We start from the raw sequence: 25,056 nt of genomic DNA, 5'->3' as shown, positions 1-25,056 counted from the left end.
CCGCCCCGGGGTCAGCAGTTACTTGTTTAGATACGCTTTGACGGCTTCCAGGCCTGGTTTGCCATCGACGGTGGTGACACCGGCGAGCCAAGTGTCGAGTACTTGCGGGTTCTTCTTCAGCCAGGCTTTCGCCGCGGCGTCGGGCTTCATCTTGTCGTCCAGGACATTACCCATCAGGGTGCTTTCCATGTTCAAGGTGAACACTAGGTTCTTCAGCAACTGACCGACGTTGCTGCATTCCTCGGTGTAGCCCTTGCGGGTGTTGGTGTAGATGGTGGCCTGGCCGTAGTTGGGGCCGAACGAGTCGTCACCCCCGGTCAGGTACTTCATCTTGAAGCGGGTGTTCATCGGGTGCGGTTCCCAGCCAAGGAACACAATGGCCTGGTCACGCCTGGTGGCGCGTTCCACCTGGGAGAGCATCCCGGCTTCGCTGGATTCGACGACTTTGAAGCCGGCGGTCTTGAGGCCGAAGGCGTCTTTGTCGATCAGGGTCTGGATGGTGCGGTTGCCGTCGTTACCCGGCTCGATGCCGTAGATCTTGCCGCCCAGCTCTTCCTTGAATTTGGCGATATCGGCGAAGTCTTTCAGGCCTTTGTTGTACAGCGCCTCGGGTACCGCCAGGGTGTACTTGGCGTTTTCCAGGTTGGCGCGCACGGTTTCCACGGTGCCGGCATCACGGTACTGCTTGATGTCGTTTTCCATGGTCGGCATCCAGTTGCCGAGGAACACGTCCATGTTCTTGCCGTCGGCCAGGGACTTGTAAGTCACAGGAACGGAAATCATCGTGGTCTTGGTCTTGTAGCCCAGGCCCTTGAGGATTTCGCTGGTGGTCGCGGTGGTGACAGTGATGTCGGTCCAGCCGACATCGGAGAAGTTGACGGTCTTGCACTGTTCCGGTTCTGCGGCGTGCGCCATGACTGGCAGACTCAGCATGGCGGCCAACAACAACGAGGGTGAACCTTTCATCTGGGTAGACTCCTGTGTTTTTTCTGGCGGCATTTGCCGCGCTTTATAAGTGTTGCGGTTGGAGCGTGCGGCAACAGCTCTGCCACGGTGCCTTGCAAACGAGTCGAGACTGATCATGTACCAGTGAAAATCTGACGCCTACAGGGGGCGTCGTATCCAGTACAGGGAGGGTCGTATCCAGTGTCGGTGACGTCGCTTACAGGTTTTTCCCACGGTTAAACCGCTGTTTTTGCCCATCTGCACCGCTAAAAACGGCCAAAACAGGCGATCGCACGGGAGCGACGCTGGTGAGCATGGGTGCGTCGGTGTGAGACGCCGTGGCAGCGAATAAAACCTTGATGATGCCGCCATCTGGGCGATCTGAGCGTAGCACCTCGTTCAAGCCTGGCCGTGCTTATCGAGGAGTTCTACCGCAATGGCTATCAGTGTTTTCGACCTGTTCAAGATCGGCATCGGGCCTTCTAGTTCTCACACCGTCGGCCCCATGCGCGCCGCGGCGTTGTTCGTTCAAGGGTTACGTGAACGTGAACTGTTGGAACAGGTCAGGCGCGTCGAAGTTCAGCTCTACGGCTCATTGTCGGCCACCGGCATCGGCCACGGCAGCGACACCGCCACCATCATGGGCCTGATGGGCGAGTGGCCGGACGCGATCGATCCGTCGCAAATCGGCCTGCGCATTCACACCCTGCGTGAGACCGACACCCTGCTGCTCGACGGGCGTTTGCCCGTGCCGTTCCTGTGGGCCCGCGACATGCGCCTGCTTGACGAAAACCTGCCGTTCCACCCCAACGCCATGACCCTGGTGGTGTTTGGCGCTGATGGCGAGCTGCATCGCGACACCTATTACTCAGTGGGCGGTGGTTTCGTGGTGGATGAAGCCCAGGCGCAGAGCGGCGTGGCGGACATGGACCGCACCGAGTTGCCATATGATTTTTCCAGCGCCGTGGAGTTGTTGCAGCTGTGCAAGACCCACAACCTGCGTGTCGCCGAACTGATGCTGGCCAACGAAAAGGTCTGGCGCTCCGAAGACGAAATCCGCAGTGGCCTGATGAAGCTCTGGCGCGCCATGCAGGCGTGCGTGGAGGAGGGACTCAAGCACGAAGGCATTCTGCCTGGCGGCCTCAACGTGCGCCGTCGCGCCGCCAAGTTGCACCGCAGTCTGCAGGAGTTGAACAAACCCAATGTGATCGGCTCGACCTTGAGTGCGATGGAATGGGTCAACCTGTTCGCCCTGGCGGTGAATGAAGAAAACGCCGCCGGTGGACGCATGGTCACGGCGCCCACCAACGGTGCGGCGGGGATCATTCCGGCGGTGTTGCACTACTTCATGAAGTTCAGCGACGAAGTCACCGAAGCCAACGTGGTCGACTACCTGCTCAGTGCGGCGGCGGTGGGGATCCTGTGCAAGAAGAACGCCTCGATCTCCGGGGCCGAAGTCGGTTGCCAGGGTGAAGTGGGTTCGGCCTGCGCCATGGCCGCTGCCGGGCTGGCCGAGATCCTCGGCGCAACCCCGGAGCAGCTGTGCAACGCCGCTGAAATCGGCCTGGAACACAACCTCGGCCTGACCTGCGACCCGGTGGGCGGGTTGGTGCAAGTGCCGTGCATCGAGCGCAATGCAATTGCAGCGGTGAAGGCGATCAACGCGGCGCAGATGGCCCTGCGCGGTGATGGCCAGCACTTTATCTCCCTGGACCGGGTGATCCGCACCATGCGCGATACCGGGGCGGATATGCATGACAAGTACAAAGAGACGTCGCGAGGTGGGTTGGCGGTCAGTGCGGTGGAGTGCTGAGACCGAGTCGCCGGTATCGGGGGCTTGCCCCCGATGGCTGTCATCCAGACGATGCTGCTCAAAAAGTGAACACTCCAACCAAAAGCGCCACCTTTTAGCGCGTCGCAAACAGATAAGTAGCTTCCGAGCGATTTTCCCTCCGACCACCCGTCACCTGTGCGTGCGGTGACAGACTTTTCCTACGCGCTGAAAGCGCCTTCCCACAAGTGATACCGAACTGCTCACACACCTTGAGCAGGGCCGCTCCGACGTCTATTTCAACCATATCCCGTACTCCTCGCGCGGGCTTATTTAGACGCGTCATCAGGTCGTTTTCAGGATTTGTTGAATGGCCATTCAAATTTAGGCATGGCATTTGCTCTACCAATTCAAAGCCTCTCGCCTTGCCGGATGAAGAGCGCAATAACAAGAGCCTCGCCTGAGGCCATCACCTGCTTTGTGTGAGGAGATACCGCCATGACGTCGTTCAACTCCGGGGCCCAACCCCAGAACCGTGCGCCTCAATCCATCGGCTTTTTGCTGCTGGACAATTTCACGCTGATTTCCCTGGCGTCGGCAGTGGAACCGCTGCGCATGGCCAACCAGCTGTCCGGCCGCGAGCTGTATCGCTGGACAACCCTGAGTGTCGACGGCAACCAGGTGTGGGCCAGCGACGGTCTGCAAATCACCCCCGATGCCTCCATGCACAAAGCCCCGGCCCTGGACACCGTGATTGTGTGCGGCGGCGTGGGTATCCAGCGTACCGTGACCCGTGAGCATGTGTCGTGGCTGCAAAGCCAGGCGCGCCAGTCCCGTCGCCTGGGGGCAGTGTGCACCGGCAGCTGGGCCCTGGCCTGTGCCGGCCTGCTCGACGGTTTTGATTGCAGCGTGCATTGGGAGTGCCTGGCGTCGATGCAGGAAGCCTTCCCGCGCGTGTCGATGAGCACCCGTTTGTTCACCCTCGACCGCAACCGCTTCACCAGTTCGGGCGGCACCGCGCCGCTGGACATGATGCTGCACCTGATCAGCCGCGACCACGGCCGTGAACTGTCGGCGGCGATCTCCGAAATGTTCGTGTACGAGCGCATCCGCAATGAACAGGATCACCAGCGTGTGCCGCTCAAGCACATGCTTGGCACCAACCAGCCGAAGCTGCAGGAAATCGTCGCGCTGATGGAAGCCAACCTCGAAGAGCCGATCGACCTCGACGAACTGGCGGTGTACGTCGCCGTGTCGCGTCGCCAGCTGGAGCGGCTGTTCCAGAAATACCTGCACTGCTCGCCGTCGCGCTACTACCTCAAGCTGCGCCTGATTCGCGCGCGGCAGTTGCTCAAGCAAACGCCGATGTCGATCATCGAAGTGGCATCGGTATGCGGTTTTGTGTCCACGCCGCACTTCTCCAAGTGCTACCGCGAATACTTCGGCATTCCGCCACGGGATGAGCGCGTAGGCTCCAACACCACCCAGCAGGTGGCGATGATGCCGATTCCGCAGGCGCTCGTGTTGTCACCGTTGTCGGGGCCGATGTCGGCGTTGAGTCAGGCGCGCAATGAGTCGACGTTCGCGAGTGTACGGCTTTAAACCGAGTTGACTGCATCGGGGGCAAGCCCCCTCCCAGACTTGACCGAGTTGTCATGACGAACATGGCCAGATGTAGGAGGGGGGCTTGCCCCCGATAGCGGTCTGTCAGGCGCCAGAGTTCTGCTTGAACTGCATCAGCGCCGGCAGCAACTGCTTATCGATCGCCTGACGCACCGCCGGCAAAATCGTCGCGCTGCCGGTGTACATCTGCTCAACCATACCCTTGAGCGCCTTGGCCCGCGCTTCGCTCAAACCGCGTACCGCGCACTCGCAAGCCTGTTCGGCGCTGGCGCCGCTGGATACCTCGAAACCCAGCGAGCGCAGTTGGCTCAGCAGGTCATCCTGATCAATCAAATCCGCATGCATCATGACGTTTATCCTGGTGAAGGGAGCGGGGATTGACTTGGATTCTGGTAGGCCCCCGGCCGGTCGGCAAGGGCAGAATGCACGAATGGCTCAGATGGCTATGAACGTGTCGTTTTCGGGTCATTTACCCGCTGCAGTAATAGGCACACTGGTTGCCAGCAAGCAGCTTGAAGGTTTGGTCACCCTCGGGATGTACGGCTCACACAAGGCACTCTGCCCCGATCCAGTCACGGCTGGACCGGGGCTTTTTTAGCGCTGCAGCACCAGGATTCGTGAAAGCAGTTCATCCCGGTCGATATAGCAACCCTGAAAGTGCCGCGCCCCCGAAGTGGGATCAAACGCATTGCGCGCATGCAACGTGCGGCGATTATCGAAGCACCACAGCTCGCCCGGGTTAAGGCGCTTGACCAGCCGAAAGCGCGCCTTGCGCGTCATAGCGATAAACCGCCGATAAGCCCGATACAGCAACGGCATCTGCGCCACCGATGTCTCGAACGGCCCGCGCAGAAAATTGGCCATGCGAATCTCTGCCACATCCCCCAAGGCGTCCAATGCGATGATCGGCGCGAGGCGGCGGTAGTCGCTGTGACGGTCTTTGTTGCGAAACTCCACGGGTATTTCACACAGCGCACGAAATGCTTCGGGATCCTCCTGGCGCAGGGCATTGGCGATGGCAAACCCATCGACAAAAATACTCTCGCCGCCGTCGGCATCGTTGACCAGGCAATGCAGAAACTGCAGCCCCGGTTGCAGCTCCCGGGTCGGCAAATCACTGTGCAAGGGCAGGTTGAAAGCGGTGTAGGCATTGCTGTCGGCATCGGCCTTGGATTGCACGTTGAACAACACACCGAAATTGCTCTCGCGGATAAACGAAATGCGCTCGGCAACACACGCCAGGGAGCCGGGTTCGGTGGGTACGCCACGTACTTGGGTGAGGCCTCCATCGCGCAGTGCCAACAGCCATTGCAGCAGGGCTTTCGGGTCTTGCATCACGGCTGAGTAATCGAATACCGGCAGGTCGAAGCTGCTGTCCCACAGTCGGGCTTCGGGTTTGGCGGCCCGGCGTTCGGCGCGGGATTCATCGTCATAGGCATGGGCCCGCAGCCAGCCGGGATCGTACTGGCTGTGATGACCGCCGCGCCATTCCACGCTGAGAAAACCCTGGTCGATACGCGCGCTGATGGCGCCGAGATTTTCATCCACATCGACAATTTCCAGCACTTGCTCGCGGGTCACGCTGTACACGCATTGCGTGCACGGACAGTTGTCCCGCAACCACTGATGATGAAACGGGCTTACCCGGCCATCGGCCCATTGCACGCGAATCTGATCGTCCAGCACCTGCGTATCGGCGAGGTCGCAAAGCTTGGGGTAAGTACGGAAATCGGCAACAGCGGCGGCGGTTTGCATGATGGCTCCTTATTTTTTCGGTGGCAGTCCAATCACTCGGCCGAGGAGGGCGGGCCTTGGCAGATCGGCTTGCTCGGTACTGATGGCAGCGAGTTTCTCCAGCGTCGCCTCGGTAAACGGCGCCGAATGCGGACCTGCCAGGTCAACGTGCAGCAGCATCTGTTCGTTGCCGGCCAGTTCTTTCTCATCGCCCACCAAATGCAGACTGTGATAGAGGTGCAGGCGCTTGGCGTCGTGGGCGATCAGTTGGGTGTGCACCTCCACTTCGGCACCGAGTTTCACTTCGTGCAGGTAGTTCAGGTGCAGTTCCAGGGTGAACAACGAATGGCCGCTGGCTTCGCGGTTTTCACTGTCCAAGCCGAGGGTGTCCATCAGCGCGTCGGTGGCGTAGCTGAAGATCAGCAGGTAGAACGCATCGCGCAGGTGGCCGTTGTAGTCCACCCAGTCGGCGAGGACTGGGGTGGTGTAGGTGGTCAGTGCAGGCATGGTGAGGGTTCCGTTATTCGGCGAAGGTCATGCCGTGCTTGGCTTTGGTGGTTTTCACCGCGTCGAGCACCGCCAGCAGGCAATCATCACGATAGCGTTCCAGCGCCGAAATGCTGTGTTTGCCCAGTTGATCGCTGGTGCCATCGACCACATCGTCAATCAACTTGTCGGTCAACTCCGGTGCCGGCAGATAGGTCCACGGCAACTGCAATGCCGGACCGAACTGCGCCATGAAGTGCCGCATGCCCGCATCACCGCCCGCCAGGGTGTAGGTGAGGAAGGTGCCCATGAACGACCAGCGCAGGCCGGCGCCAAAGCGAATCGCATCGTCGATCTCGCCGGTGGTGGCCACGCCGTCATTGACCAGGTGCAGCGCTTCGCGCCACAGCGCTTCGAGCAAGCGGTCGGCGATAAAACCGGGGACTTCCTTGCGCACATGCAGCGGGCGCATGCCGAGGGATTCATACACCTTGATCGCGGCCTGGATCGCTTCCGGCGCGGTGTGCTTGCCGCCGACTACTTCCACCAGCGGCAACAGATAGACCGGGTTGAACGGATGGCCGACCACACAGCGTTCCGGGTGGGTCGAGCCCTCGTAGAACTCGCTCGGCAACAGCCCGGAGGTACTCGAGCCGATCAATGCAGTGGGCTTGGCCGCTGCGCTGATCTTGCTGTGCAATTCCAGTTTCAGCTCCAGGCGTTCCGGGGCGCTTTCCTGGATGAAGTCGGCGTCTTTCACGCATTCTTCGATGGTGGGGACAAAGCGTAGGCGGTCCTGGGATGCGCCGGGCGCGAGGCCCTGTTTTTCCAGGGCGCCCCAGGCATTGGCGACGCGTTTGCGCAGCGCCGCTTCGGCACCCGGCGCCGGGTCCCAGGCGACCACATCGAGGCCGTGGGCCAGGGCGCGGGACACCCAGCCGCTGCCGATGACACCGCTGCCGAGGGCGGCGAAGGTTTTGATCTCAGTGATAAAGCGCATGGCAAATTCCTAAAGCGTTCGGTGATTCCCTGTGGGAGGGGGCAAGCCCCTCCCACATTTTTTAATTCGGTTTCGACAGGGGGTCAGCCGCGTTTGGTAAGGCCCATCTTGATGCGGCCTTCCGCCGGGCTCATGACCCGCGCGCCCAGGCGGCTGAGGATTTCACTGGCGCGTTCCACCAGTTGGCCGTTGGTGGCGAGTACGCCCTTGTCCAGCCACAGGTTGTCTTCCAGGCCGACCCGTACGTTGCCGCCCAGCAGCACCGCTTGCGCGGCCATGGGCATTTGCATGCGGCCGATCCCGAACCCGGCCCACACCGCGTCGGCCGGCAGGTTGTCGACCATGGCTTTCATCGTGGTGGTGTCGGCCGGCGCGCCCCATGGGATGCCCAGGCACAGTTGGAACAGCGGGTTGTCGAGCAGACCCTCCTTGATCATCTGCTTGGCGAACCACAGGTGGCCGGTGTCGAAAATTTCCAGCTCGGCCTTTACGCCCAATTCCTGGATGCGCTTGGCGCCCGCCCGCAGCTGCGCCGGGGTGGAGACGTAAATCGTGTCGCCATCGCCGAAGTTCAGGGTGCCGCAGTCCAGGGTGCAGATTTCCGGCAGCAGTTCTTCCACATGGGCCAGGCGGGTCAGTGGGCCGACCAGATCGGTATTGGGGCCGAATTCCATCGGGTTCTCGCCGCCGCCGATCTCGAGGTCGCCGCCCATGCCGGCGGTGAGGTTGACGATGATGTCGATGTCAGCCTCGCGGATGCGCTCCATCACTTCGCGGTACAGGGCGACGTCGCGGCTGAACTTGCCGGTCTCGGGGTCGCGCACATGGCAGTGCACCACGGTAGCGCCGGCCTTGGCGGCCTCCACGGCGGCGGCGGCGATTTGTTTGGGAGTGACCGGCACGTGTGGGCTTCTGGCGGTCGTGTCGCCAGCACCGGTGAGTGCGCAGGTGATGATGACGTCGTGGTTCATGAGGCAGGTTCCTTACAGGCGTGGTGATGCCGTTCGCGGTCGGCAGTGACCGCGAAACGGTGGTTCGAAGAAGGTTATTTGCTGGTCAATTGCAGGTTGGCCGCCGCCGGTTTGCCGTCGAAGGTGGTCACACCTTCCAGCCAGCGGGCTTGGTCCTGCGGGTGATCCTTGAGCCACTGCTTGGCAGATTCCAGCGCGTCCTTGTGATCCAGCAGCGGCTGCATCATCCGGCTCTCGTCGGCGGCGGTGAAGGTCAGGTTGGTCAGCAGTTTGTGCACGTTGGGGCACTGTTCGGCGTAGGTCGGCGCGGTCACGGTCCAGACGGTGGCCATGCCTTCGTTCGGGCCCAGGGCGTCGTCGCTGCCGGTGAGGTAAGTCATCGCGATATTGACGTTCATCGGGTGCGGCGCCCAGCCGAAGAACACCACGGCTTCCTTGCGGCGTACCGCACGGTCCACGGCGGCAAGCATGCCGGCCTCGCTGGATTCCACCAGTTGGAATTTGCCCAGGCCGAACTGGTCCTTGGCGATCATCGCCTTGATCTGGGTGTTGGCCCCCGAGCCTGGCTCGATGCCGTAGATCTTGCCGCCCAGCTCCTTCTCGAACTTGGCGATGTCAGCGAAAGTTTTCAGGCCCTTGTCCGCCAGATAAGTCGGCACCGCCAGGGTGGCACGGGCGTCTTCCAGGCTGGGTTTGTCGAGAACTTTGATTTGCTTGGCGTCGACGAACGGCGTGATGGTCTGGGTCATCAACGGGTTCCAGTAGCCCAGGAACAGGTCCAGCCGCTGGTCGCGGATCCCGGCGAAGATGATTTGCTGGGAGGCGCTGGTTTGTTTGGTCTTGTAGCCGAGGCCGTCGAGCAACACTTGGGTCATGGCGCTGGTGGCGATGACGTCGGTCCAGTTCACCACGCCCATGCGTACGTTCTGGCAAGATGCCGCGTCGGCCGCCAGTACGTTCGTGCTCAAGATGGCGCTGGCGCTGAGTGCAAGCACGCAGTGGCGAATCAGTCGGTTCATGGTGGATCCCTCGGCAGGTCGTTATTGTGGGGTCCGGCGTCTTTGTGCGCCGTGGGATCACGTTACGGAGCTTTAGGCCCGCCGAAACGCACGGCGGCGACCAGCTCTTGCACTGCAGCGACCTGTGCTCTTGAATGGCCCGTTGAACTGGCGTATCACAGTGACCACGCTGCCCGTCCTACGAGAGCGCCACCATGTCCCAGGATTTCTACTTTCTGCTGATGCCGGGGTTCTCGGCCATTGGCTTTATTTCTGCGCTGGAACCGCTGCGCGTGGCCAACCGCTTTCGTGGCGAGCTGTACCGCTGGCATGTGCTGAGCGCCGACGGCGGCGCGGTGCTGGCGAGCAATGGCATGTCGGTCAACGCCGACGCCGCGCTGGAACCGCTGAAAAAGGGCGCGACGCTGCTGGTGGTGGCCGGCTTCGAACCGCTGCAGTTCGCCACGCCGGCGCTGGAACACTGGCTGCGCCGTCTGGACAATGACGGCGTGACCCTCGGCGCCATCGACACCGGCGCCTGCGTGCTCGCCGAAGCCGGCCTGCTCGACGGCCACCGCCTGACCCTGCATTGGGAAGCCATCGACGCCTTCAAGGAGTCGTACCCGCACCTGAGCGTGACTCAGGAACTGTTCGAGATCGACCGCCGCCGCATCACCTGCGCCGGCGGCACCGCCTCCATCGACTTGATGCTCGACTTGATCGCCCAGGCCCACGGCGCGGACCTGGCGATCCAGGTCTCCGAACAGTTCGTACTCGGCCGCATCCGCCCGCGCAAGGACCACCAGCGCATGCAGATCGCCACGCGCTACGGCATCAACAACAAGAAACTGGTGCAAGTGATCGGCGAGATGGAGCAGCACACTGAACCGCCCCTGAGCACCTTGGCGTTGGCCGATGCGATCAAGGTTACCCGGCGCCAGCTTGAACGGCTGTTTCGCCTGCATTTGAACGACACGCCCAGCAATTTCTACCTCGGCCTGCGCCTGGAAAAAGCCCGGCAGTTATTGCGCCAGAGCGATATGAGCGTGCTGGAGGTGAGCATTGCGTGCGGGTTTGAATCGCCGTCGTATTTCACCCGGAGTTATCGGGCGCGGTTTGCCAAGTGTCCGAGGGAGGATCGGCGACGGGAGGTGGTTTGACGGGCAATTATAGTCAATTATACTCGAAACTATAATTTATAGTCCTTTCCATAATTGAGTATAAAACCATGTCCAAGCACAGCGGCTTTGTGTTTCGCCGCCCCACCCTGGCAAGCAGTATTGCCGATGGCCTGGTGGGGGCCGGTATTCAGGATTTCACCTCTGGCCTGTTTCTCGCGGCACCCCGTCGCACGGGCAAAAGCACGTTTTTGCGCGAAGACTTGATCCCGGAATGTCAGCTCCGGGGCTGGCTGGCGGTGTATGTGGATCTCTGGGCTGACAAAGAGAAAGATCCTGCAGAGTTGATTGCCAGTGCTATTGCTGCTGCTCTGGTTCCCTATGAAAAGGGCATTCGCAAACTGGCCAAGAACATTGGCATCGAGAAACTCAGCTTTCTGCGTACGCTCTCCTGGGACTTTACCAAGCCACAATTGCCTGTCGGTGCGACGCTGACCCAAGCGTTGGAATTGCTCCACAGTGCTGCAGAAAAACCCGTTGTGCTGGTGATTGACGAAGCGCAGCACGCCTTAACCACCGAGTCGGGTATCAATGCGATGTTCGCGTTGAAGGCTGCCCGGGATCAGCTCAACCAAGGCCGTGACGAGGAGGGCAGCGGGTTGCGCCTGGTGTTTACCGGCTCCAACCGCGACAAGTTGGCCCACTTGGTGCTCGGCAAAAGCCAGCCGTTCTTCGGCTCCAGCATCACGCCATTTCCGCTGCTGGGCAAAGAGTTCACCCAGGCGTACACCGTGCACCTTAACGCGCATCTGGCCGAGACCAACCAGTTCAACGCGGCGGATATTGATGAGGCGTTTGAGCTGGTAGGTCGGCGTCCCGAAATGCTGCGCACGATCATCGGCGAAGTGGCGTTGGAGTTGGGCGAGGCCAGCAATCTGGGCGAACTGCTGCACAGTCGCGCCGAACTGCTGCGCGCGGGTGTATGGACCGAATTCGAAAGCGCCTGGAACGCCCTGACGATCCCGCAGCGTGCGGTGTTGGAGGTGATGGTGGAGCGTTCTCAAAACAACGAACCCTTCGCGCCATTCACCGACAGCACCCTCACGGCTGTCAGCAAGGCGCTGGAAGCCATGGGCAGCGACGTGGTGCCGGGCACCCAGACCATTCAGGCCTGTATCGATGCGTTGCGCGATAAGGAGCTGGTGTGGAAGTCGAGTCGCGGCGGGTATGCGCTTGAAGACAAATCGTTCGGCGAGTGGCTGCGCCATGTCAAACGAAGCAAGGCGGCCGGTATTGCGGCCAGCAGGTAGGAGGACAGAAAAGCCAAACCAGCCCAAAGACTGGTTTGGCTTATTCGATACGGCGTAGGGAAAAGCTAGCGTGGTGGGGGCTACTACTCACTTCAGCGACAACCTTCATGACGTTAATCCCATTCGAAAAGTGTGCTACGGCTGTCTGACGTAAGGCTTGAGGGGGACCAGTCGATTGACGGCCGCCAGAGGATTGCCCTGCAGCAACTGTGCAGGCTCGGGTTTGAGTTTGTCCTGATTGATACTCGCCAATACACCGATGGCGGCATTCATCCCGGACATAAAGGCCCCTTCACACCAACCTGGATAGTTACTGGCGCTGTCCGAAGACAGGAATATTTGCCGATAGACTCGGTCCCTTGCCTGTGAGTTGAATGCGGGTTCCTGGGTGAACAGGTACAGGTTGCACAACGCATTGGAAGTCGCGAAGTCTCCAGGTGCGTCGAGCTTGAACCCACCTGTACCGATCTGATCTTGCCAGTCAATGCCGATGGCATTGGGGTCGTCTTGCCTGTTACCCAACAAAGAGTGGAAGTACACCGTGGTGCGAACCTGGCGGGTCGGGTTCTGTACATAAGGCAGTACGCTGGCCCACGCCCTGTAGCTTCGCCACCACTCCTGGGGAAATCCAGGCCCGAACCAGGCCGGGCTTTCAGTGAAATCAGCAATGCCCAGCGTGCCATTTTCCCGGGAGGGTGCTATATCCAGCACGCTGCGTGCCATGATTGAGTCCAGGTTCCACGTGTACGAAAGCAATACGGCAACAGGGCCGGGCCGATCCTCCGCGATTGCCGGGATGAAGTAGCTGGCGCGGGTCCAGCCCTCGCTCATCAGGCAGCGTATGGGCCTGCCGTCGATGTGCGTCCAAGTGCTGGCCAGTGCTGAACCCTGTGCCCATGGTGCTTGGGGCGTGACATAAAAAGACTTGCTGGCGTTCATCATATTGAGCCGCGCCAAGGCGCTTTTCAGTGGCGCTATATGGCTTTTATAGATTGCCGAAGGCCAGGCTTTGTCGAAGTAGCTATGAAAGGCGTGAGGTACGCCATTGATCGGGATTTCTACCCGTAAGCCGTTACGCGGATAGCTCAGTTCGCTGGCCAGCGACATCATCGTCAGCAGGGCCGTATGAGGGATGGCGGCAACGATATGGTCGGTGTTCACCGGTATTAATGCGACGTCTTCGGCCCCTTCTCCGTTGAGGTTGCGTACCAGCAGGCCGGCTTGGGCTGACCCTCCGTCGGCCGATACGAAGATTCCCATTTCCTGTACCTCATGGCGTTCATGCACGGTAAAGGTGTTCTTGCCGGCTGGACCGAATTCGTCCCTGAGCTTTTTCAGGATGGCATGCGCGATCATGCCCGAGCCAATGCCTGCCGGCAGAGCATATTCATCCAGGTAATCCCACAGCCAGATTCGCAGCATCTCCAGGAACCCCATGGAAAACATGCTACCCATGCCTCCCGTGCCGAAGCCTACGTTGACGAAGATTGCCAACTGTTCTGGCGTCCAGCCCTTGGGCTCCGCTACGTTGCCAAGCAGCCAGGTGCCCAGGTCCAGTTTGTCGAAGCGCTCGATCATCGCCGTCCAGAAAGCCTGGATGCGGTTTTCTTCTTCGGCGGACAGCCGGGGTTGTTCAAGCAACCGCAGAATTTGGAGAATGTTGGAGCCGCCGCCTTGTATGTCGTTGATGGCATCGCGCACATCGGCGGAGACTTTGATGAACTGTGGGGGCAGGTCGGGCGCTTGCATGCTGCCTGCCAACCACCGATGGGCGATACCGTCCTGGCACAGGACAGTGGGTACCAGGCCTGGGTTGGGGAACAGCTGGAGCAGTGTGTCATCTCCCAGGATATCCCCGAAGACTTCCCAGGTGACCTTGGCCTTCGCGGGGAACCTCATGGCCCCCAGTTCACACACTGTGTCGGTTTCCAGCTTGCGCACGAAACTGCATGTGCGGCCGTGGATATAGCGGTGCCAGTCGTCATCGACCTGTTCCAGCTGGTTGCGTTCGTACAACACCACATTCAAGCCTGCGCGCAGCAGCTCTCTTGCCGTCAGCAACCCGGACATGCCTGCGCCAATGATTACGACACGCGCGTCTTTCTCTACACCCTCCAAAGGCTGGGCCAGCCAGCCAGATTCGGGGCTGGAGGCACGAAGGATACTTGCGTAGTCATAAGGGTAAGCGTCCACCAGGCGTGAAGTACCTGACTTGAGTTGGCCTATCGTTTGCGGACCGGCCATTGTACGTGTGCCACTGCTGCCTCCCAGGGCAGCCAGGGATGGGAACCATGCCATGATCATCTCCTTGAATTGCTCGCAATACGTTGCTTGTCACTGCTCGAATGAACAGTGATTTCAGCCTAGGTGAGTGCGTGAAACTCAAGGTTCGCTTCAGACCAGTGGAGTGCCCTGAGCAAGTTTCATTGTTATGTCGAGTGTTTTGACAGGGGCGGATCTGATGTAGGGATTATCCTTTTCTGTGGTGTCGGCTATGTCGTGGGTAGAGGGGCTGCTAATGTAAAAGTCCATTGCGGCTGACACCCAAACTAACCATTAATCAACTGATATTTAAAGTTCGCACTTCACTACTTAAGTTAAGCGACAAGAGGTCCGTATGTTCAGGAAAATGCTTGCTGTCATTACTTTTGCATCTGCCCCCGCCTGGGCTGCCAAGGCCCCCGCCTCCGTCCCCTTCACGGGTGCCGATTACAGCGGGCGTTATGAGTGTACTGGTCGTGATAGCCATATCGGCGCCTTCAAGGGGGTTGTCGATATGCAGCTCAACGCCAGGCAAAGTACCGGCAAGTACGGCGCCTATATCTTCACCCTGACGTTGGAAGACAACTCCCGCTATAACGGTTTTGCCGCTGGCACCTCGGATACGCTGGCGATTTACTTTGCACATACCGACTCGGCACTGAAAGATTATGGAGTCGGTGTTGCGCAAGTCGTTCCAACACCGGAAGGTAAACTCGCCTTTACCAAATATTATTACGGCCCCGAATATGAAGGCGGCGGTCACGGGTTGGAACACTGCGTCAGAAGTTGATGCGGACTACTTCTTCATCAGGCTCGAACAGGCCGCCTTGAACGCTTCATGCTGATATTTGTTCAACGTCGCTGGCAGTTCGAAGTTGTGCTTCTTGTTCTGGGCGTTGATGGTCTGCGGCGACAGCAGCGTCACCTCAACCCCCTCCAGCAACTGAAACACCCCTTCGATCTTGAACGTGGTCGGGCCACCGGCGAATTCGCCTTTCTTGCTGCGCTTCTTGATAGCGATGCGCTGGATGGCGTTTTCCTGCACAAATGCCTTCACCTGGGCGGCAAAGGCTTTGACGTTGGCCGCGTCATCGTCGTCTTCCAGAGCGATTTTCTTGGTCGCCAGGGCGACGTGGGTCAGCGCCTGGTTGTCCAGGGAAGCGACAGCGATGATGGCTTCGCTGCCTTTGATTTCGATGCCACAGATAGTCATGAAAGGCCTTGGTTCAAAGAGAAAGTGGCGGGATTGTCGCTTATTCCTGCCCAATCGACTCCAAAAACTCCGACCGCTCATCACTCATCCGCGCCAAACAGTCATTCTGCTCAATGGCGTAGGCCTTGGTGCCGGTCACTGCCGGGAAGGTGTCCACCGCGCAATCGGCGTCACGCAGTTTTTCCCACTTTTGCTGGGCATCCTTCAGACGAGCGGTAATGTCGGCGAGCTTGGTCTTGTCGCTGCCATAGGTGGAATGCATACGTTCCAGCAGACTCTGATAATTATCCTTGAGCAATTGCTCGGCAGTGGTTTTGTTGTAGGTGGCGCATTCCAGGGTTTGCTTGTCGTTTTCGATGCCATCGCATGGCGTGCTGTCGGTGTCTTCGGCCGCGTGGACGCCGGTTGCGATGAGTGCCAAAGCCAGGAAAATCGATTTCATTGCGCCGTCTCATATCAGTTGATGCGGGAATTCTGGCTCAAGCGTAAGACAAATAACAGCTGCCAGTCAGACACCTCTTAACAGCCTTTGTCGTGGATTGACGCTTTCGGCAATTCCCCTGTCGTTTTTGCACCCGGCTCGGTCGTCCCCTGGGCATATGCTGGCCCCAAAGCGCCGGCAGACGATTCGGCGCATGAATCGCCAATAAGGGGACGCCTGATGAGCCCAGCCGAATTGCACGCCGACAGCATCGTTATCGACGGGCTGATCATTGCCAAGTGGAACCGCGACCTGTTCGAGGACATGCGCAAAGGCGGCCTGACCGCCGCGAACTGCACCGTGTCGGTGTGGGAAGGGTTCCAGGCCACGATCAACAACATCGTCGCCAGCCAGACCCTGATCCGCGAGAACAGCGACCTGGTGATCCCGGTGAAAACCACCGCCGACATCCGCAAGGCCAAGGAACAGGGCAAGACCGGCATCATCTTCGGCTTCCAGAACGCCCATGCATTTGAAGACCAGCTCGGCTATGTCGAGATCTTCAAGCAGCTCGGCGTCGGTGTGGTGCAGATGTGCTACAACACCCAGAACCTGGTGGGCACCGGTTGCTACGAGCGCGACGGAGGCCTGTCGGGCTTCGGTCGCGAGATTGTCGCCGAGATGAACCGTGTCGGCATCATGTGCGACCTGTCCCACGTCGGCTCCAAGACCAGCGAAGAAGTCATCCTCGAATCGAAAAAGCCGGTGTGCTACTCCCACTGCCTGCCGTCCGGTCTTAAAGAACACCCGCGCAACAAGTCCGATGAAGAACTGAAGTTCATCGCCGACCACGGTGGCTTTGTCGGCGTGACCATGTTCGCGCCGTTCCTGGCCAAGGGCATCGATTCGACTATCGACGACTACGCCGAAGCCATCGAATACACCATGAACATCGTCGGCGAAGACGCCATCGGTATCGGCACCGACTTTACCCAGGGCCATGGCCAGGATTTCTTTGAAATGCTGACCCATGACAAGGGCTACGCCCGCCGCCTGACCAGCTTCGGCAAGATCATCAACCCGCTGGGCATCCGCACCGTGGGCGAGTTCCCCAACCTCACCGAGACCTTGCTCAAGCGCGGCCACCCTGAGCGTGTGGTGCGCAAGATCATGGGCGAGAACTGGGTCAACGTGCTCAAGGACGTCTGGGGCGAATAAGCCACCGCTGACACTTCTTTTCCCCCGGCCACCCAGGTCTGGGGCATCCAAACGAATTTTCTGGAGTTAAGTTTCCATGGCCAAGATCGCCCCTCAATTGCCTATCGAAGTCGACAGCGAAACCGGTGTCTGGACTTCCGACGCCCTGCCGATGCTGTACGTACCGCGCCATTTCTTCGTCAACAACCACATGGGCATCGAAGAAGTGCTGGGCGCCGACGCCTACGCCGAAATCCTCTACAAGGCCGGCTACAAGTCCGCCTGGCACTGGTGTGAAAAAGAAGCTGAATGCCACGGCCTGGAAGGCGTCGCGGTGTTCGAGCACTACATGAAGCGCCTGTCGCAGCGCGGCTGGGGCCTGTTCAAGATCCAGGACATCGACCTGGATAAAGGCACCGCCAGCGTCAAGCTCGAACACTCGGCATTCGTCTATGTGTACGGCAAGGTCGGGCGCAAAGTGGACTACATGTTCACCGGTTGGTTTGCCGGCGCCATGGACCAGATTCTGCAAGCGCGTGGCAGCAACATCCGCACCGTGGCCGAACAAGTCTACGGAGGCTCCGAAGAGGGCCACGATGACGGCTTGTTCACCGTCAAGCCGTTGTAAGCCGAGGACCGTGCCATGGCTTTCGAAGCAATGTTCCAGCCGATCCAGATCGGCAAACTGACCATCCGCAACCGCGTACTCAGTACTGCCCACGCCGAGGTGTATGCCACTGACGGCGGCATGACCACCGACCGCTATGTGAAGTATTACGAAGAAAAAGCCAAGGGCGGCATTGGCCTGGCGATCTGCGGCGGTTCCTCGGTAGTCGCCATCGACAGCCCCCAGGAGTGGTGGAGTTCGGTGAACCTGTCCACCGACCGCATCATCCCGCATTTCCAGAACCTGGCCGACGCCATGCACAAGCATGGCGCCAAGATCATGATCCAGATTACCCACATGGGCCGTCGCTCGCGTTGGGATGGCTTTAACTGGCCGACCCTGATGTCGCCGTCCGGCGTGCGTGAGCCGGTGCACCGTGCCACGTGCAAGACCATCGAACCGGAAGAGATCTGGCGCGTGATCGGCAACTACGCCAGCGCCGCCAAGCGCGCCAAGGCCGGTGGCCTGGACGGTGTGGAATTGTCCGCCGTGCACCAGCATATGATCGACCAATTCTGGAGCCCACGGGTCAACAAGCGTACCGACGAATGGGGCGGCACCTTCGAAGGCCGCATGAAGTTCGGCCTGGAAGTGTTGAAAGCCGTGCGCGCCGAAGTCGGTGATGACTTCTGCGTGGGCATGCGCCTGTGCGGTGACGAGTTCCACCCGGACGGCCTGTCCCACGAGGACATGAAACAGATCGCCAAGTACTACGACGACACCGGCATGCTCGATTTCATCGGCGTGGTGGGCTCGGGTTGCGATACGCACAACACCCTGGCCAACGTGATCCCCAACATGAGCTATCCACCGGAGCCGTTCCTGCACCTGGCGGCCGGTATCAAGGAAGTGGTCAAGGTTCCGGTGCTGCACGCACAGAACATCAAGGACCCGAACCAGGCCACACGCATCCTCGAAGGCGGCTATGTGGACATGGTCGGCATGACCCGTGCGCACATCGCCGACCCGCACTTGATCGCCAAGATCAAGATGGGCCAGATCGACCAGATCAAGCAGTGTGTCGGCGCCAACTATTGCATCGACCGCCAGTATCAGGGCCTGGACGTGTTGTGCATCCAGAACGCCGCGACCTCCCGTGAATACATGGGCGTGCCGCATATCATCGAGAAATCCACCGGGCCGAAACGCAAGGTGGTCGTGGTGGGCGCCGGCCCTGCCGGGATGGAAGCCGCGCGTGTGGCTGCCGAACGGGGTCACGACGTGACCCTGTTCGAGAAAAAAGAGTTTATCGGCGGGCAAATCACCACCGCCTCCAAGGCCCCGCAGCGCGACCAGATCGCCGGTATCACGCGCTGGTTCCAGCTGGAGCTGGCGCGTTTGAAAGTCGACCTGCGCCTGGGCGTGGCCGCCGATGCCGAGACGATTCTGGACCTGCGTCCGGACGTGGTGGTGCTGGCGGTCGGCGGGCATCCGTTTATCGAACAGAACGAACACTGGGGCGCTGCCGAAGGCCTGGTGGTGAGCAGCTGGGACGTGCTCGACGGCAAAGTCGCGCCGGGCAAGAACGTGCTGGTGTACGACACCATTTGCGAATTCACCGGCATGTCGGTGGCGGACTTCCTGGCCGACAAAGGCTGCCAGGTGGAAATCGTCACCGATGACATCAAACCGGGCGTAGCCATCGGCGGTACGTCGTTCCCGACCTACTACCGCAGCATGTACCCCAAGGAAGTGATCATGACCGGCGACATGATGCTGGAAAAGGTCTACCGCGAGGGCGACAAGCTGGTGGCGGTGCTGGAGAACGAATACACCGGCGCCAAAGAGGAGCGGGTGGTCGATCAGGTGGTGGTCGAGAACGGCGTGCGTCCGGACGAAGCCATCTACTACGGGCTCAAGGAAGGTTCGCGCAACAAAGGCCAGATCGACGTTGAAGCCCTGTTCGCGATCAAGCCGCAGCCGTGCCTGAGCGAGGCGGGTGAGGGGTACTTGCTGTTCCGCATCGGTGACTGTGTGGCACAGCGTAATACCCACGCTGCCATCTATGACGCCCTGCGCCTTTGCAAAGACTTTTGATGAGGTGAACTCGGTCAAATGTGGGAGGGGGCTTGCCCCCGATAGCGGTGGTTCAGCGACAGCTGTATCAACTGACAGTCCGCCATCGGGGGCAAGCCCCCTCTCAATTTCGGGCCAGTTTCACAGTAGACCTGTGTGGTCTGTGGGAGCTTCACCATGTTGAACACCTTGCTGCCTATTCTCTTATTCGCCGCCCTGGGCCTTGCCGTCCTCGGCGCCCTGCGCCGGGTGAACATGTGGCGCCGTGGCCGTGCCTCCAAGGTCGACCTGCTGGGCGGCCTGCTGGCCATGCCCAAGCGCTATATGGTCGACCTGCACCACGTGGTCGCCCGCGACAAATACATCGCCAACACCCACGTCGCCACGGCGCTGGGCTTTGTGCTGTCGGCGCTGCTGGCGATCCTGGTGCACGGTTTCGGCCTGCACAATCGCATCCTCGGCTACGCGCTGCTTTTGGCCTCGACCTTGATGTTTGTCGGCGCCATCTTCATGTACCTGCGCCGCCGCAACCCGCCCGCGCGCCTGTCGAAGGGCCCGTGGATGCGCCTGCCGAAAAGCCTGATGGCGTTCTCGGTGAGCTTCTTCCTGGTGACCTTGCCGGTGGCCGGGATTCTGCCGGCGGACTTCGGCGGCTGGTTGCTGGCTGCACTGCTGAGTGTGGGTGTGCTGTGGGGCGTGTCCGAGATGTTCTTCGGCATGACCTGGGGCGGCCCGATGAAGCACGCCTTCGCCGGTGCCCTGCACCTGGCCTGGCACCGTCGCGCCGAACGCTTTGGCGGTGGTCGTTCCACGGGTTTGAAACCCCTGGACCTGAGCGACAAAACCGCGCCCCTGGGCGTGGAAAAACCCAAGGATTTCACCTGGAACCAACTGCTCGGTTTCGACGCGTGCGTGCAGTGCGGCAAGTGTGAAGCCGCGTGCCCGGCCTTCGCCGCCGGCCAGCCGCTGAACCCGAAAAAACTGATCCAGGACATGGTGGTCGGCCTGGCGGGCGGCACCGATGCCAAGTTCGCCGGTAGCCCGTATCCGGGCAAAGCCATTGGCGAACACGGCGGCAATCCGCATCAGCCGATCGTCAACGGCCTGGTGGACGCCGAGACCCTGTGGTCGTGCACCACCTGCCGCGCCTGCGTGGAAGAGTGCCCGATGATGATCGAGCACGTGGACGCCATCGTCGACATGCGCCGCCACCTGACTCTGGAAAAAGGCGCCACGCCGAACAAGGGCGCCGAAGTCCTGGAAAACCTGATCGCCACCGACAACCCCGGCGGTTTTGCCCCGGGCGGCCGCCTGAACTGGGCGGCGGATCTGAACCTGCCACTGCTCAGCGAAAAAGGCAGTGCCGACGTGCTGTTCTGGGTCGGCGACGGGGCCTTCGACATGCGCAACCAGCGCACCCTGCGTGCATTCGTCAAAGTACTGAAAGCGGCCAAGGTCGACTTCGCGGTGCTCGGCCTGGAAGAACGCGACAGCGGTGACGTGGCGCGACGCCTGGGCGATGAAGCGACGTTCCAACTGCTGGCCTCGCGCAATATTCAGACGCTGGCCAAGTACAGCTTCAAGCGCATCGTCACCTGCGATCCGCACAGTTTCCATGTGCTGAAAAACGAATACGGCGCCTTCAACGGCAACTATCTTGTGCAGCACCACAGCACCTTCATGGCCGAGCTGATCGGCGAAGGCGCGTTGAACCTGGGCCAGCACAAAGGCAACAGCGTGACCTACCACGACCCGTGCTACCTGGGCCGCTACAACGGTGAGTACGAGGCCCCGCGCCAAGTGCTGCGTGCCTTGGGCATCGAGGTCAAGGAGATGCAACGTTCGGGCTTCCGCTCACGCTGCTGCGGCGGCGGTGGCGGCGCGCCGATTACCGACATCCCCGGCAAGCAACGGATCCCCGACATGCGCATGGAAGACATCCGCGAGACCGGCGCCGAACTGGTAGCGGTCGGTTGCCCGCAATGCACGGCGATGCTCGAAGGTGTGGTTGAACCGCGCCCGTTGATCAAAGACATCGCCGAGCTGGTGGCCGATGCATTGCTCGAAGACGTCGCACCGGCCAAAGCTCCCAACAAGCGTGAACCTGCGGAGGTGCACTGATGAGCGACATTATCCGCCGCGACCCACGGGCCGAATGGATCGCCCGTAACCGCCTGCACCCGCTGCACGCGGCGATGCAGCCGGTGCAACACAGCTGGATGGGGCCGAACGGTGTTATCCGCAAAAATGTACATGGCGTCGGTTTTATCGGCCCCAACGGCATCAAGCGCATCGACCGCAGCGGTGCCCAGCAGGGCGGCGCGGCCAAGCGTACGGCAGCGATTGAAGTGCAGTTGCCGCTGCATCAGGTGCCTGCGCCCGCGTTCTACATCAACGTAGTGCCGGACATGGTCGGCGGCCGCTTGAGCAGCCACGACCGCGACCTGCTCGGCCTGGCGCGACAACTCGCCGGCAGCGACGGTGCGGTGCTGGCGGTGGTGTTTGGCGAGCACAAGGAAAGCGCGTTTGCCACGGCCGGTGTCGATCGCCTGCTGGTGCTGGACGGCCACGAATTCGACGGTTACTCACCGGAGCAACGCGTGCAGGGTTTGCGCGCTGTGGATAACCAGTTCAACCCGCGCCATTGGTTGCTGCCCGACAGCCGCAGTGGTGGCGGCGAGCTGGGTCGGCGTTTTGCCGCCAGCCTCAAGGAGCGCCCGGCCACACGGGTGTGGCAGATCAAGGGCGACGAGTGCATCGGCCGCGCGGGTGCGGGCCGGGAAGATTTGGCGCGGCCGCTGCCACGCCTGATTCTTGCGGCTGCCGAATGTGCCGATCCGGTCAGCGACACACGCCATGAAGTGCTGCCCGTGGAGTTATCCACAAGCCTGGCGCGCAGTCTGCCGCGTATCGAGGATCTCGGCGCGGTGGCGGTGGACCCGGCGGCGATTCCCATGGCCGAGGCCGAATTCATTTTCTCCGGCGGCAACGGCGTGAAGGACTGGGCGCTGTTCCACCAGACCGCCGCCGCATTGGGGGCAACCGAAGGCGCCTCGCGGGTGGCGGTGGACGACGGCTTTATGGCCCGTGATCGCCAGGTCGGCGCCAGCGGTACCTGGGTGACGGCGCGGGTGTATGTGGCCGTGGGGATTTCCGGGGCGATCCAACACCTGCAAGGCATTGGCGCCTGCGACAAGGTGGTGGCGATCAACCTCGACCCGGGCTGCGACATGATCAAGCGTGCCGACCTGTCGGTGATCGGCGAGAGCGCCGCGATTCTGCAAGCCTTGATCGATGCGGTCGAGGCCTACCGCAACGGCGCCAAGCGCGATGCGGCTTGAGGACATGACCATGACCACGAATGTAATCAGCCTGGTGTCCATCGGCGCCCACCCCACCTCCGGCCGGCCACGCCGCGCCGAACAGGACGCGCGCGCGGTCGAGCTGGGCCTGCAAATGGCTGGGGATAAGTTGCAGGTGCTGCACGCCGGCAATATCGCCGAACCGACCCTGCGCAGCTACCTGGGCATGGGGTTGCCGCAACTGCATGTGCTGGAACAACCGGATGGTGCCGATGCCTTGCCGGTACTCAGTGATTATCTGCGCGAGGCAGGTGCCCAGGTGGTGCTCACCGGCAGCCAGGCCGAAACCGGTGAAGGCTCGGGGATGTTGCCGTTCCTGCTCGCAGAGCAATTGGGCTGGCCGTTGATTGTCGGGCTGGCGCAGGTGGAGTCCATCGACGGCGGCGTCGCTCATGTGCTGCAAGCCTTGCCGCGTGGGCAGCGGCGGCGCTTGAAGGTGCGCCTGCCATTCCTGGCCACGGTGGACAACGCCGCGCCGAAGCCTCGGCAGAGCGCCTACGGCCCGGCACAGCGCGGTGAGTTGGCGGCCCATGAGGTCGAGGTTGAAGCCGATGAGTTATTCACAGGTGCGGTGTTGCAACCGGCCAAGCCCCGGCCCAAGCGCCTCAAGGTGATCAAGGCCAAGAGTGGTGCCGACCGCATGAAAGCCGCCACGGCCAAGGCCAGTGGTGGCGGTGGGCAGGTGCTCAAGGGTGTGAGCGCCGAGGAAGGCGCCCAGGCCATTCTCAAGTTGCTGATCGAAGAAGGCGTCGTGCGCTAACCCACCAACACTGCAAAACCAATGTGGGAGGGGGCTTGCCCCCGATAGCGGTGCTTCAGTTAAAGATACTGAGACTGACACACTGCAATCGGGGGCAAGCCCCCTCCCACATTTTTATCTCCATCAGGTTCTGAGATTAAGGTGGGGCTGGCGCAGGCTTGGGCACCAGATCCGGCAGCGGTGGCGGCAGCTGCTGCCAAGGCAGGTCCAGGTTGCGTTCGATCCTCGGCGTCAGCAACAGGATGATCTCGCATCGATCGCCCGCCGGATTTCCCGCAACGAACGTTGCAGGTCCAGTTCTCGATCACGTTTACCCATCAATGCTGTCAGCGGATAAGCCACTGTCGCAAGCGTGGCCAGCAGGGCCAGCGTCAGCAGTAATTCAATCAGCGTAAAACCTTTGGCGCAGTGATGGCTGGGCTTGCCCTGCCACATCACCGTTCTACCTCCCGATCAGGCTGCCAAGGACTTGCGCGTTAACCCAGGCCATGGAATTGACTGCACGGGTGAGTGTAGATGCTGAGTGTTTTTGTACAGGTTGCACGGTTACCCACAAACGCTGTGCGCGTAGCTGTGGATAAGGTGTTCGTGGGTGTCCACGAGCCCCGTGAATCAAGGCCTGAAAGCCGCTGTACGAAAATTGATCAAGCTAAGTCACGGTTTTTTGGTGCTTTTTTGTGTGGATAAGCTTGAAGCAACGGTTGGACTTGCCCCCAAAGTCTGTTGGCGTTTCTGTGGATAAGATGTTTGCTATCCGCTACAGGCCTTATAGATAAAGGCTTTCAATAGTTTGGTTGTTTATTGATCAAATTGCCCCTGAAACCGAAGAATACAGCTGAAACCCTCGGTTTATGACGGTTTGGCATGGTTTTCCACAGCGCTGTAGAAGTTGCCCCCAAAGTCTGTTGGCTGTTCTGTGGATAAGGTGTTTGCGTACCGCTACAGGTCACGATTTACGTGGCTTACAAGGTTTTGATCAATAAATGATCAATGTAGCTTGGGAACTGTCAACTTGAATAAGTCACGGATTTTCTTCAATTAATTTTGGTTGGGTAACGGAGTTGCCCACAATTGCTGTGGGTGGCTCTGTGGATAAGTTGTTGGGTAAAGGCTGGAGGGCAGGCTGGCAGAGGTCTGCGAGAGATTTGATCAAATATTAAGCAGTGTAAGGTTCAAGTGTGGGAGGGGCGGTGCGACGATGC

Annotated in this window: 22 protein-coding genes; 11 read left to right on the top strand and 11 right to left on the bottom strand. The window is 60.4% G+C overall.

The window, feature by feature from the left end; all coding sequences use genetic code 11:
- Nucleotides 1-18: 18 nt before the first annotated feature.
- Nucleotides 19-966, bottom strand: a complete 948-nt coding sequence (locus M2397_RS21070) for a choline ABC transporter substrate-binding protein (protein WP_131699058.1) — start codon at nt 964-966, stop codon at nt 19-21.
- A gap of 415 nt (nt 967-1,381) precedes the next feature.
- Between M2397_RS21070 and M2397_RS21065 the strand changes: the two genes are divergently transcribed.
- Both M2397_RS21065 and M2397_RS21060 read left to right on the top strand, forming a co-directional pair.
- Entirely contained in the window at nt 1,382-2,758 is a 1,377-nt protein-coding gene (locus tag M2397_RS21065) for an L-serine ammonia-lyase (protein WP_131699059.1), read from the top strand.
- A gap of 456 nt (nt 2,759-3,214) precedes the next feature.
- Nucleotides 3,215-4,318 (top strand): GlxA family transcriptional regulator, encoded by a 1,104-nt coding sequence (locus M2397_RS21060; protein ID WP_065938176.1) that lies wholly within the window; start codon nt 3,215-3,217, stop codon nt 4,316-4,318.
- 105 nt (nt 4,319-4,423) lie between these two features.
- Here the strand turns inward: M2397_RS21060 and M2397_RS21055 are convergent, their stop codons facing one another.
- From M2397_RS21055 to M2397_RS21030, 6 genes are all read right to left on the bottom strand, one after another.
- Nucleotides 4,424-4,687 (bottom strand): hypothetical protein, encoded by a 264-nt coding sequence (locus M2397_RS21055; protein ID WP_027606014.1) that lies wholly within the window; start codon nt 4,685-4,687, stop codon nt 4,424-4,426.
- Nucleotides 4,688-4,933: 246 nt separating this feature from the next.
- Nucleotides 4,934-6,094 (bottom strand): gamma-butyrobetaine dioxygenase, encoded by a 1,161-nt coding sequence (locus M2397_RS21050; protein WP_259244347.1) that lies wholly within the window; start codon nt 6,092-6,094, stop codon nt 4,934-4,936.
- A 9-nt stretch (nt 6,095-6,103) separates the two neighbouring features.
- Nucleotides 6,104-6,580: a thioesterase family protein gene (locus M2397_RS21045; RefSeq protein ID WP_259244345.1), complete on the bottom strand. Its 477-nt coding sequence runs from the start codon at nt 6,578-6,580 to the stop codon at nt 6,104-6,106.
- A gap of 13 nt (nt 6,581-6,593) precedes the next feature.
- Nucleotides 6,594-7,559: an L-carnitine dehydrogenase gene (locus M2397_RS21040; RefSeq protein WP_145336867.1), complete on the bottom strand. Its 966-nt coding sequence runs from the start codon at nt 7,557-7,559 to the stop codon at nt 6,594-6,596.
- Nucleotides 7,560-7,642: 83 nt separating this feature from the next.
- Nucleotides 7,643-8,530 carry a 3-keto-5-aminohexanoate cleavage protein gene (locus tag M2397_RS21035; RefSeq protein WP_131699063.1) on the bottom strand — a complete coding sequence of 296 codons (888 nt, stop codon included), beginning with the start codon at nt 8,528-8,530 and terminating at the stop codon, nt 7,643-7,645.
- Nucleotides 8,531-8,604: 74 nt separating this feature from the next.
- On the bottom strand, nt 8,605-9,549 hold the full coding sequence (locus M2397_RS21030) for a choline ABC transporter substrate-binding protein (RefSeq protein WP_259244344.1): 945 nt from the start codon (nt 9,547-9,549) through the stop codon (nt 8,605-8,607).
- A gap of 194 nt (nt 9,550-9,743) precedes the next feature.
- Between M2397_RS21030 and M2397_RS21025 the strand changes: the two genes are divergently transcribed.
- Together M2397_RS21025 and M2397_RS21020 are read left to right on the top strand one after the other, a co-directional pair.
- Nucleotides 9,744-10,688, top strand: a complete 945-nt coding sequence (locus tag M2397_RS21025) for a GlxA family transcriptional regulator (protein WP_145336864.1) — start codon at nt 9,744-9,746, stop codon at nt 10,686-10,688.
- Nucleotides 10,689-10,756: 68 nt separating this feature from the next.
- Nucleotides 10,757-11,956 carry an AAA family ATPase gene (locus M2397_RS21020; RefSeq protein WP_131699066.1) on the top strand — a complete coding sequence of 400 codons (1,200 nt, stop codon included), beginning with the start codon at nt 10,757-10,759 and terminating at the stop codon, nt 11,954-11,956.
- Nucleotides 11,957-12,091: 135 nt separating this feature from the next.
- Here M2397_RS21020 and M2397_RS21015 read toward each other — a convergent pair whose 3' ends face one another.
- A complete protein-coding gene (locus M2397_RS21015) occupies nt 12,092-14,254 on the bottom strand; it encodes an FAD-dependent oxidoreductase (protein WP_184745041.1) in 2,163 nt (720 codons plus the stop codon).
- Between the two features lie 319 nt (nt 14,255-14,573).
- On the opposite strand from M2397_RS21015, the gene M2397_RS21010 reads away from it, so the two are divergent.
- Nucleotides 14,574-15,008 carry a hypothetical protein gene (locus M2397_RS21010; protein ID WP_145336862.1) on the top strand — a complete coding sequence of 145 codons (435 nt, stop codon included), beginning with the start codon at nt 14,574-14,576 and terminating at the stop codon, nt 15,006-15,008.
- 6 nt (nt 15,009-15,014) lie between these two features.
- Here the strand turns inward: M2397_RS21010 and M2397_RS21005 are convergent, their stop codons facing one another.
- Together M2397_RS21005 and M2397_RS21000 are read right to left on the bottom strand one after the other, a co-directional pair.
- Nucleotides 15,015-15,431, bottom strand: a complete 417-nt coding sequence (locus tag M2397_RS21005) for a DUF3010 family protein (RefSeq protein ID WP_131699069.1) — start codon at nt 15,429-15,431, stop codon at nt 15,015-15,017.
- Nucleotides 15,432-15,471: 40 nt separating this feature from the next.
- On the bottom strand, nt 15,472-15,873 hold the full coding sequence (locus M2397_RS21000; protein WP_131699070.1) for a lysozyme inhibitor LprI family protein: 402 nt from the start codon (nt 15,871-15,873) through the stop codon (nt 15,472-15,474).
- Between the two features lie 219 nt (nt 15,874-16,092).
- On the opposite strand from M2397_RS21000, the gene M2397_RS20995 reads away from it, so the two are divergent.
- The 6 genes from M2397_RS20995 to M2397_RS20970 all read left to right on the top strand — a co-directional run bounded on the left by M2397_RS20995 (nt 16,093) and on the right by M2397_RS20970 (nt 23,854).
- Complete coding sequence (locus tag M2397_RS20995; RefSeq protein WP_010207105.1) at nt 16,093-17,070, top strand: dipeptidase; 978 nt, start codon at nt 16,093-16,095, stop codon at nt 17,068-17,070.
- A gap of 76 nt (nt 17,071-17,146) precedes the next feature.
- Nucleotides 17,147-17,677: a DUF5943 domain-containing protein gene (locus tag M2397_RS20990; protein WP_003194877.1), complete on the top strand. Its 531-nt coding sequence runs from the start codon at nt 17,147-17,149 to the stop codon at nt 17,675-17,677.
- Nucleotides 17,678-17,692: 15 nt separating this feature from the next.
- Nucleotides 17,693-19,753, top strand: a complete 2,061-nt coding sequence (dgcA, locus tag M2397_RS20985) for a dimethylglycine demethylation protein DgcA (RefSeq protein ID WP_065925458.1) — start codon at nt 17,693-17,695, stop codon at nt 19,751-19,753.
- Nucleotides 19,754-19,909: 156 nt separating this feature from the next.
- The gene (gene dgcB, locus M2397_RS20980) at nt 19,910-21,853 is read left to right on the top strand and encodes a dimethylglycine demethylation protein DgcB (protein ID WP_259244343.1); all 1,944 of its coding nucleotides are present in this window, start codon (nt 19,910-19,912) and stop codon (nt 21,851-21,853) included.
- A complete protein-coding gene (locus M2397_RS20975) occupies nt 21,853-23,073 on the top strand; it encodes an electron transfer flavoprotein subunit alpha/FixB family protein (RefSeq protein WP_131699072.1) in 1,221 nt (406 codons plus the stop codon). Before dgcB ends, M2397_RS20975 begins: the two co-directional genes overlap by 1 nt.
- Nucleotides 23,074-23,083: 10 nt before the next feature.
- Entirely contained in the window at nt 23,084-23,854 is a 771-nt protein-coding gene (locus tag M2397_RS20970) for an electron transfer flavoprotein subunit beta (protein ID WP_259244342.1), read from the top strand.
- Nucleotides 23,855-24,085: 231 nt separating this feature from the next.
- Here the strand turns inward: M2397_RS20970 and M2397_RS20965 are convergent, their stop codons facing one another.
- Entirely contained in the window at nt 24,086-24,289 is a 204-nt protein-coding gene (locus tag M2397_RS20965) for a prepilin-type N-terminal cleavage/methylation domain-containing protein (protein WP_237683157.1), read from the bottom strand.
- Between the last annotated feature and the right edge of the window lie 767 nt (nt 24,290-25,056).

The sequence above is a fragment of the Pseudomonas sp. BIGb0381 genome (assembly GCF_024809815.1).
GTDB lineage: Bacteria > Pseudomonadota > Gammaproteobacteria > Pseudomonadales > Pseudomonadaceae > Aquipseudomonas.
The sequence above is the reverse complement of the archived record's forward strand: the minus strand, read 5'-3'. Positions and strand labels throughout refer to the sequence as shown.

Coding starts and splice junctions, on each gene's coding strand:
- M2397_RS21070 (WP_131699058.1), bottom strand. CDS start 966: ATGAAAGGTTCACCCTCGTTGTTGTTGGCCGCCATGCTGAGTCTGCCA.
- M2397_RS21065 (WP_131699059.1), top strand. CDS start 1,382: ATGGCTATCAGTGTTTTCGACCTGTTCAAGATCGGCATCGGGCCTTCT.
- M2397_RS21060 (WP_065938176.1), top strand. CDS start 3,215: ATGACGTCGTTCAACTCCGGGGCCCAACCCCAGAACCGTGCGCCTCAA.
- M2397_RS21055 (WP_027606014.1), bottom strand. CDS start 4,687: ATGATGCATGCGGATTTGATTGATCAGGATGACCTGCTGAGCCAACTG.
- M2397_RS21050 (WP_259244347.1), bottom strand. CDS start 6,094: ATGCAAACCGCCGCCGCTGTTGCCGATTTCCGTACTTACCCCAAGCTT.
- M2397_RS21045 (WP_259244345.1), bottom strand. CDS start 6,580: ATGCCTGCACTGACCACCTACACCACCCCAGTCCTCGCCGACTGGGTG.
- M2397_RS21040 (WP_145336867.1), bottom strand. CDS start 7,559: ATGCGCTTTATCACTGAGATCAAAACCTTCGCCGCCCTCGGCAGCGGT.
- M2397_RS21035 (WP_131699063.1), bottom strand. CDS start 8,530: ATGAACCACGACGTCATCATCACCTGCGCACTCACCGGTGCTGGCGAC.
- M2397_RS21030 (WP_259244344.1), bottom strand. CDS start 9,549: ATGAACCGACTGATTCGCCACTGCGTGCTTGCACTCAGCGCCAGCGCC.
- M2397_RS21025 (WP_145336864.1), top strand. CDS start 9,744: ATGTCCCAGGATTTCTACTTTCTGCTGATGCCGGGGTTCTCGGCCATT.
- M2397_RS21020 (WP_131699066.1), top strand. CDS start 10,757: ATGTCCAAGCACAGCGGCTTTGTGTTTCGCCGCCCCACCCTGGCAAGC.
- M2397_RS21015 (WP_184745041.1), bottom strand. CDS start 14,254: ATGGCATGGTTCCCATCCCTGGCTGCCCTGGGAGGCAGCAGTGGCACA.
- M2397_RS21010 (WP_145336862.1), top strand. CDS start 14,574: ATGTTCAGGAAAATGCTTGCTGTCATTACTTTTGCATCTGCCCCCGCC.
- M2397_RS21005 (WP_131699069.1), bottom strand. CDS start 15,431: ATGACTATCTGTGGCATCGAAATCAAAGGCAGCGAAGCCATCATCGCT.
- M2397_RS21000 (WP_131699070.1), bottom strand. CDS start 15,873: ATGAAATCGATTTTCCTGGCTTTGGCACTCATCGCAACCGGCGTCCAC.
- M2397_RS20995 (WP_010207105.1), top strand. CDS start 16,093: ATGAGCCCAGCCGAATTGCACGCCGACAGCATCGTTATCGACGGGCTG.
- M2397_RS20990 (WP_003194877.1), top strand. CDS start 17,147: ATGGCCAAGATCGCCCCTCAATTGCCTATCGAAGTCGACAGCGAAACC.
- dgcA (WP_065925458.1), top strand. CDS start 17,693: ATGGCTTTCGAAGCAATGTTCCAGCCGATCCAGATCGGCAAACTGACC.
- dgcB (WP_259244343.1), top strand. CDS start 19,910: ATGTTGAACACCTTGCTGCCTATTCTCTTATTCGCCGCCCTGGGCCTT.
- M2397_RS20975 (WP_131699072.1), top strand. CDS start 21,853: ATGAGCGACATTATCCGCCGCGACCCACGGGCCGAATGGATCGCCCGT.
- M2397_RS20970 (WP_259244342.1), top strand. CDS start 23,084: ATGACCACGAATGTAATCAGCCTGGTGTCCATCGGCGCCCACCCCACC.
- M2397_RS20965 (WP_237683157.1), bottom strand. CDS start 24,289: ATGTGGCAGGGCAAGCCCAGCCATCACTGCGCCAAAGGTTTTACGCTG.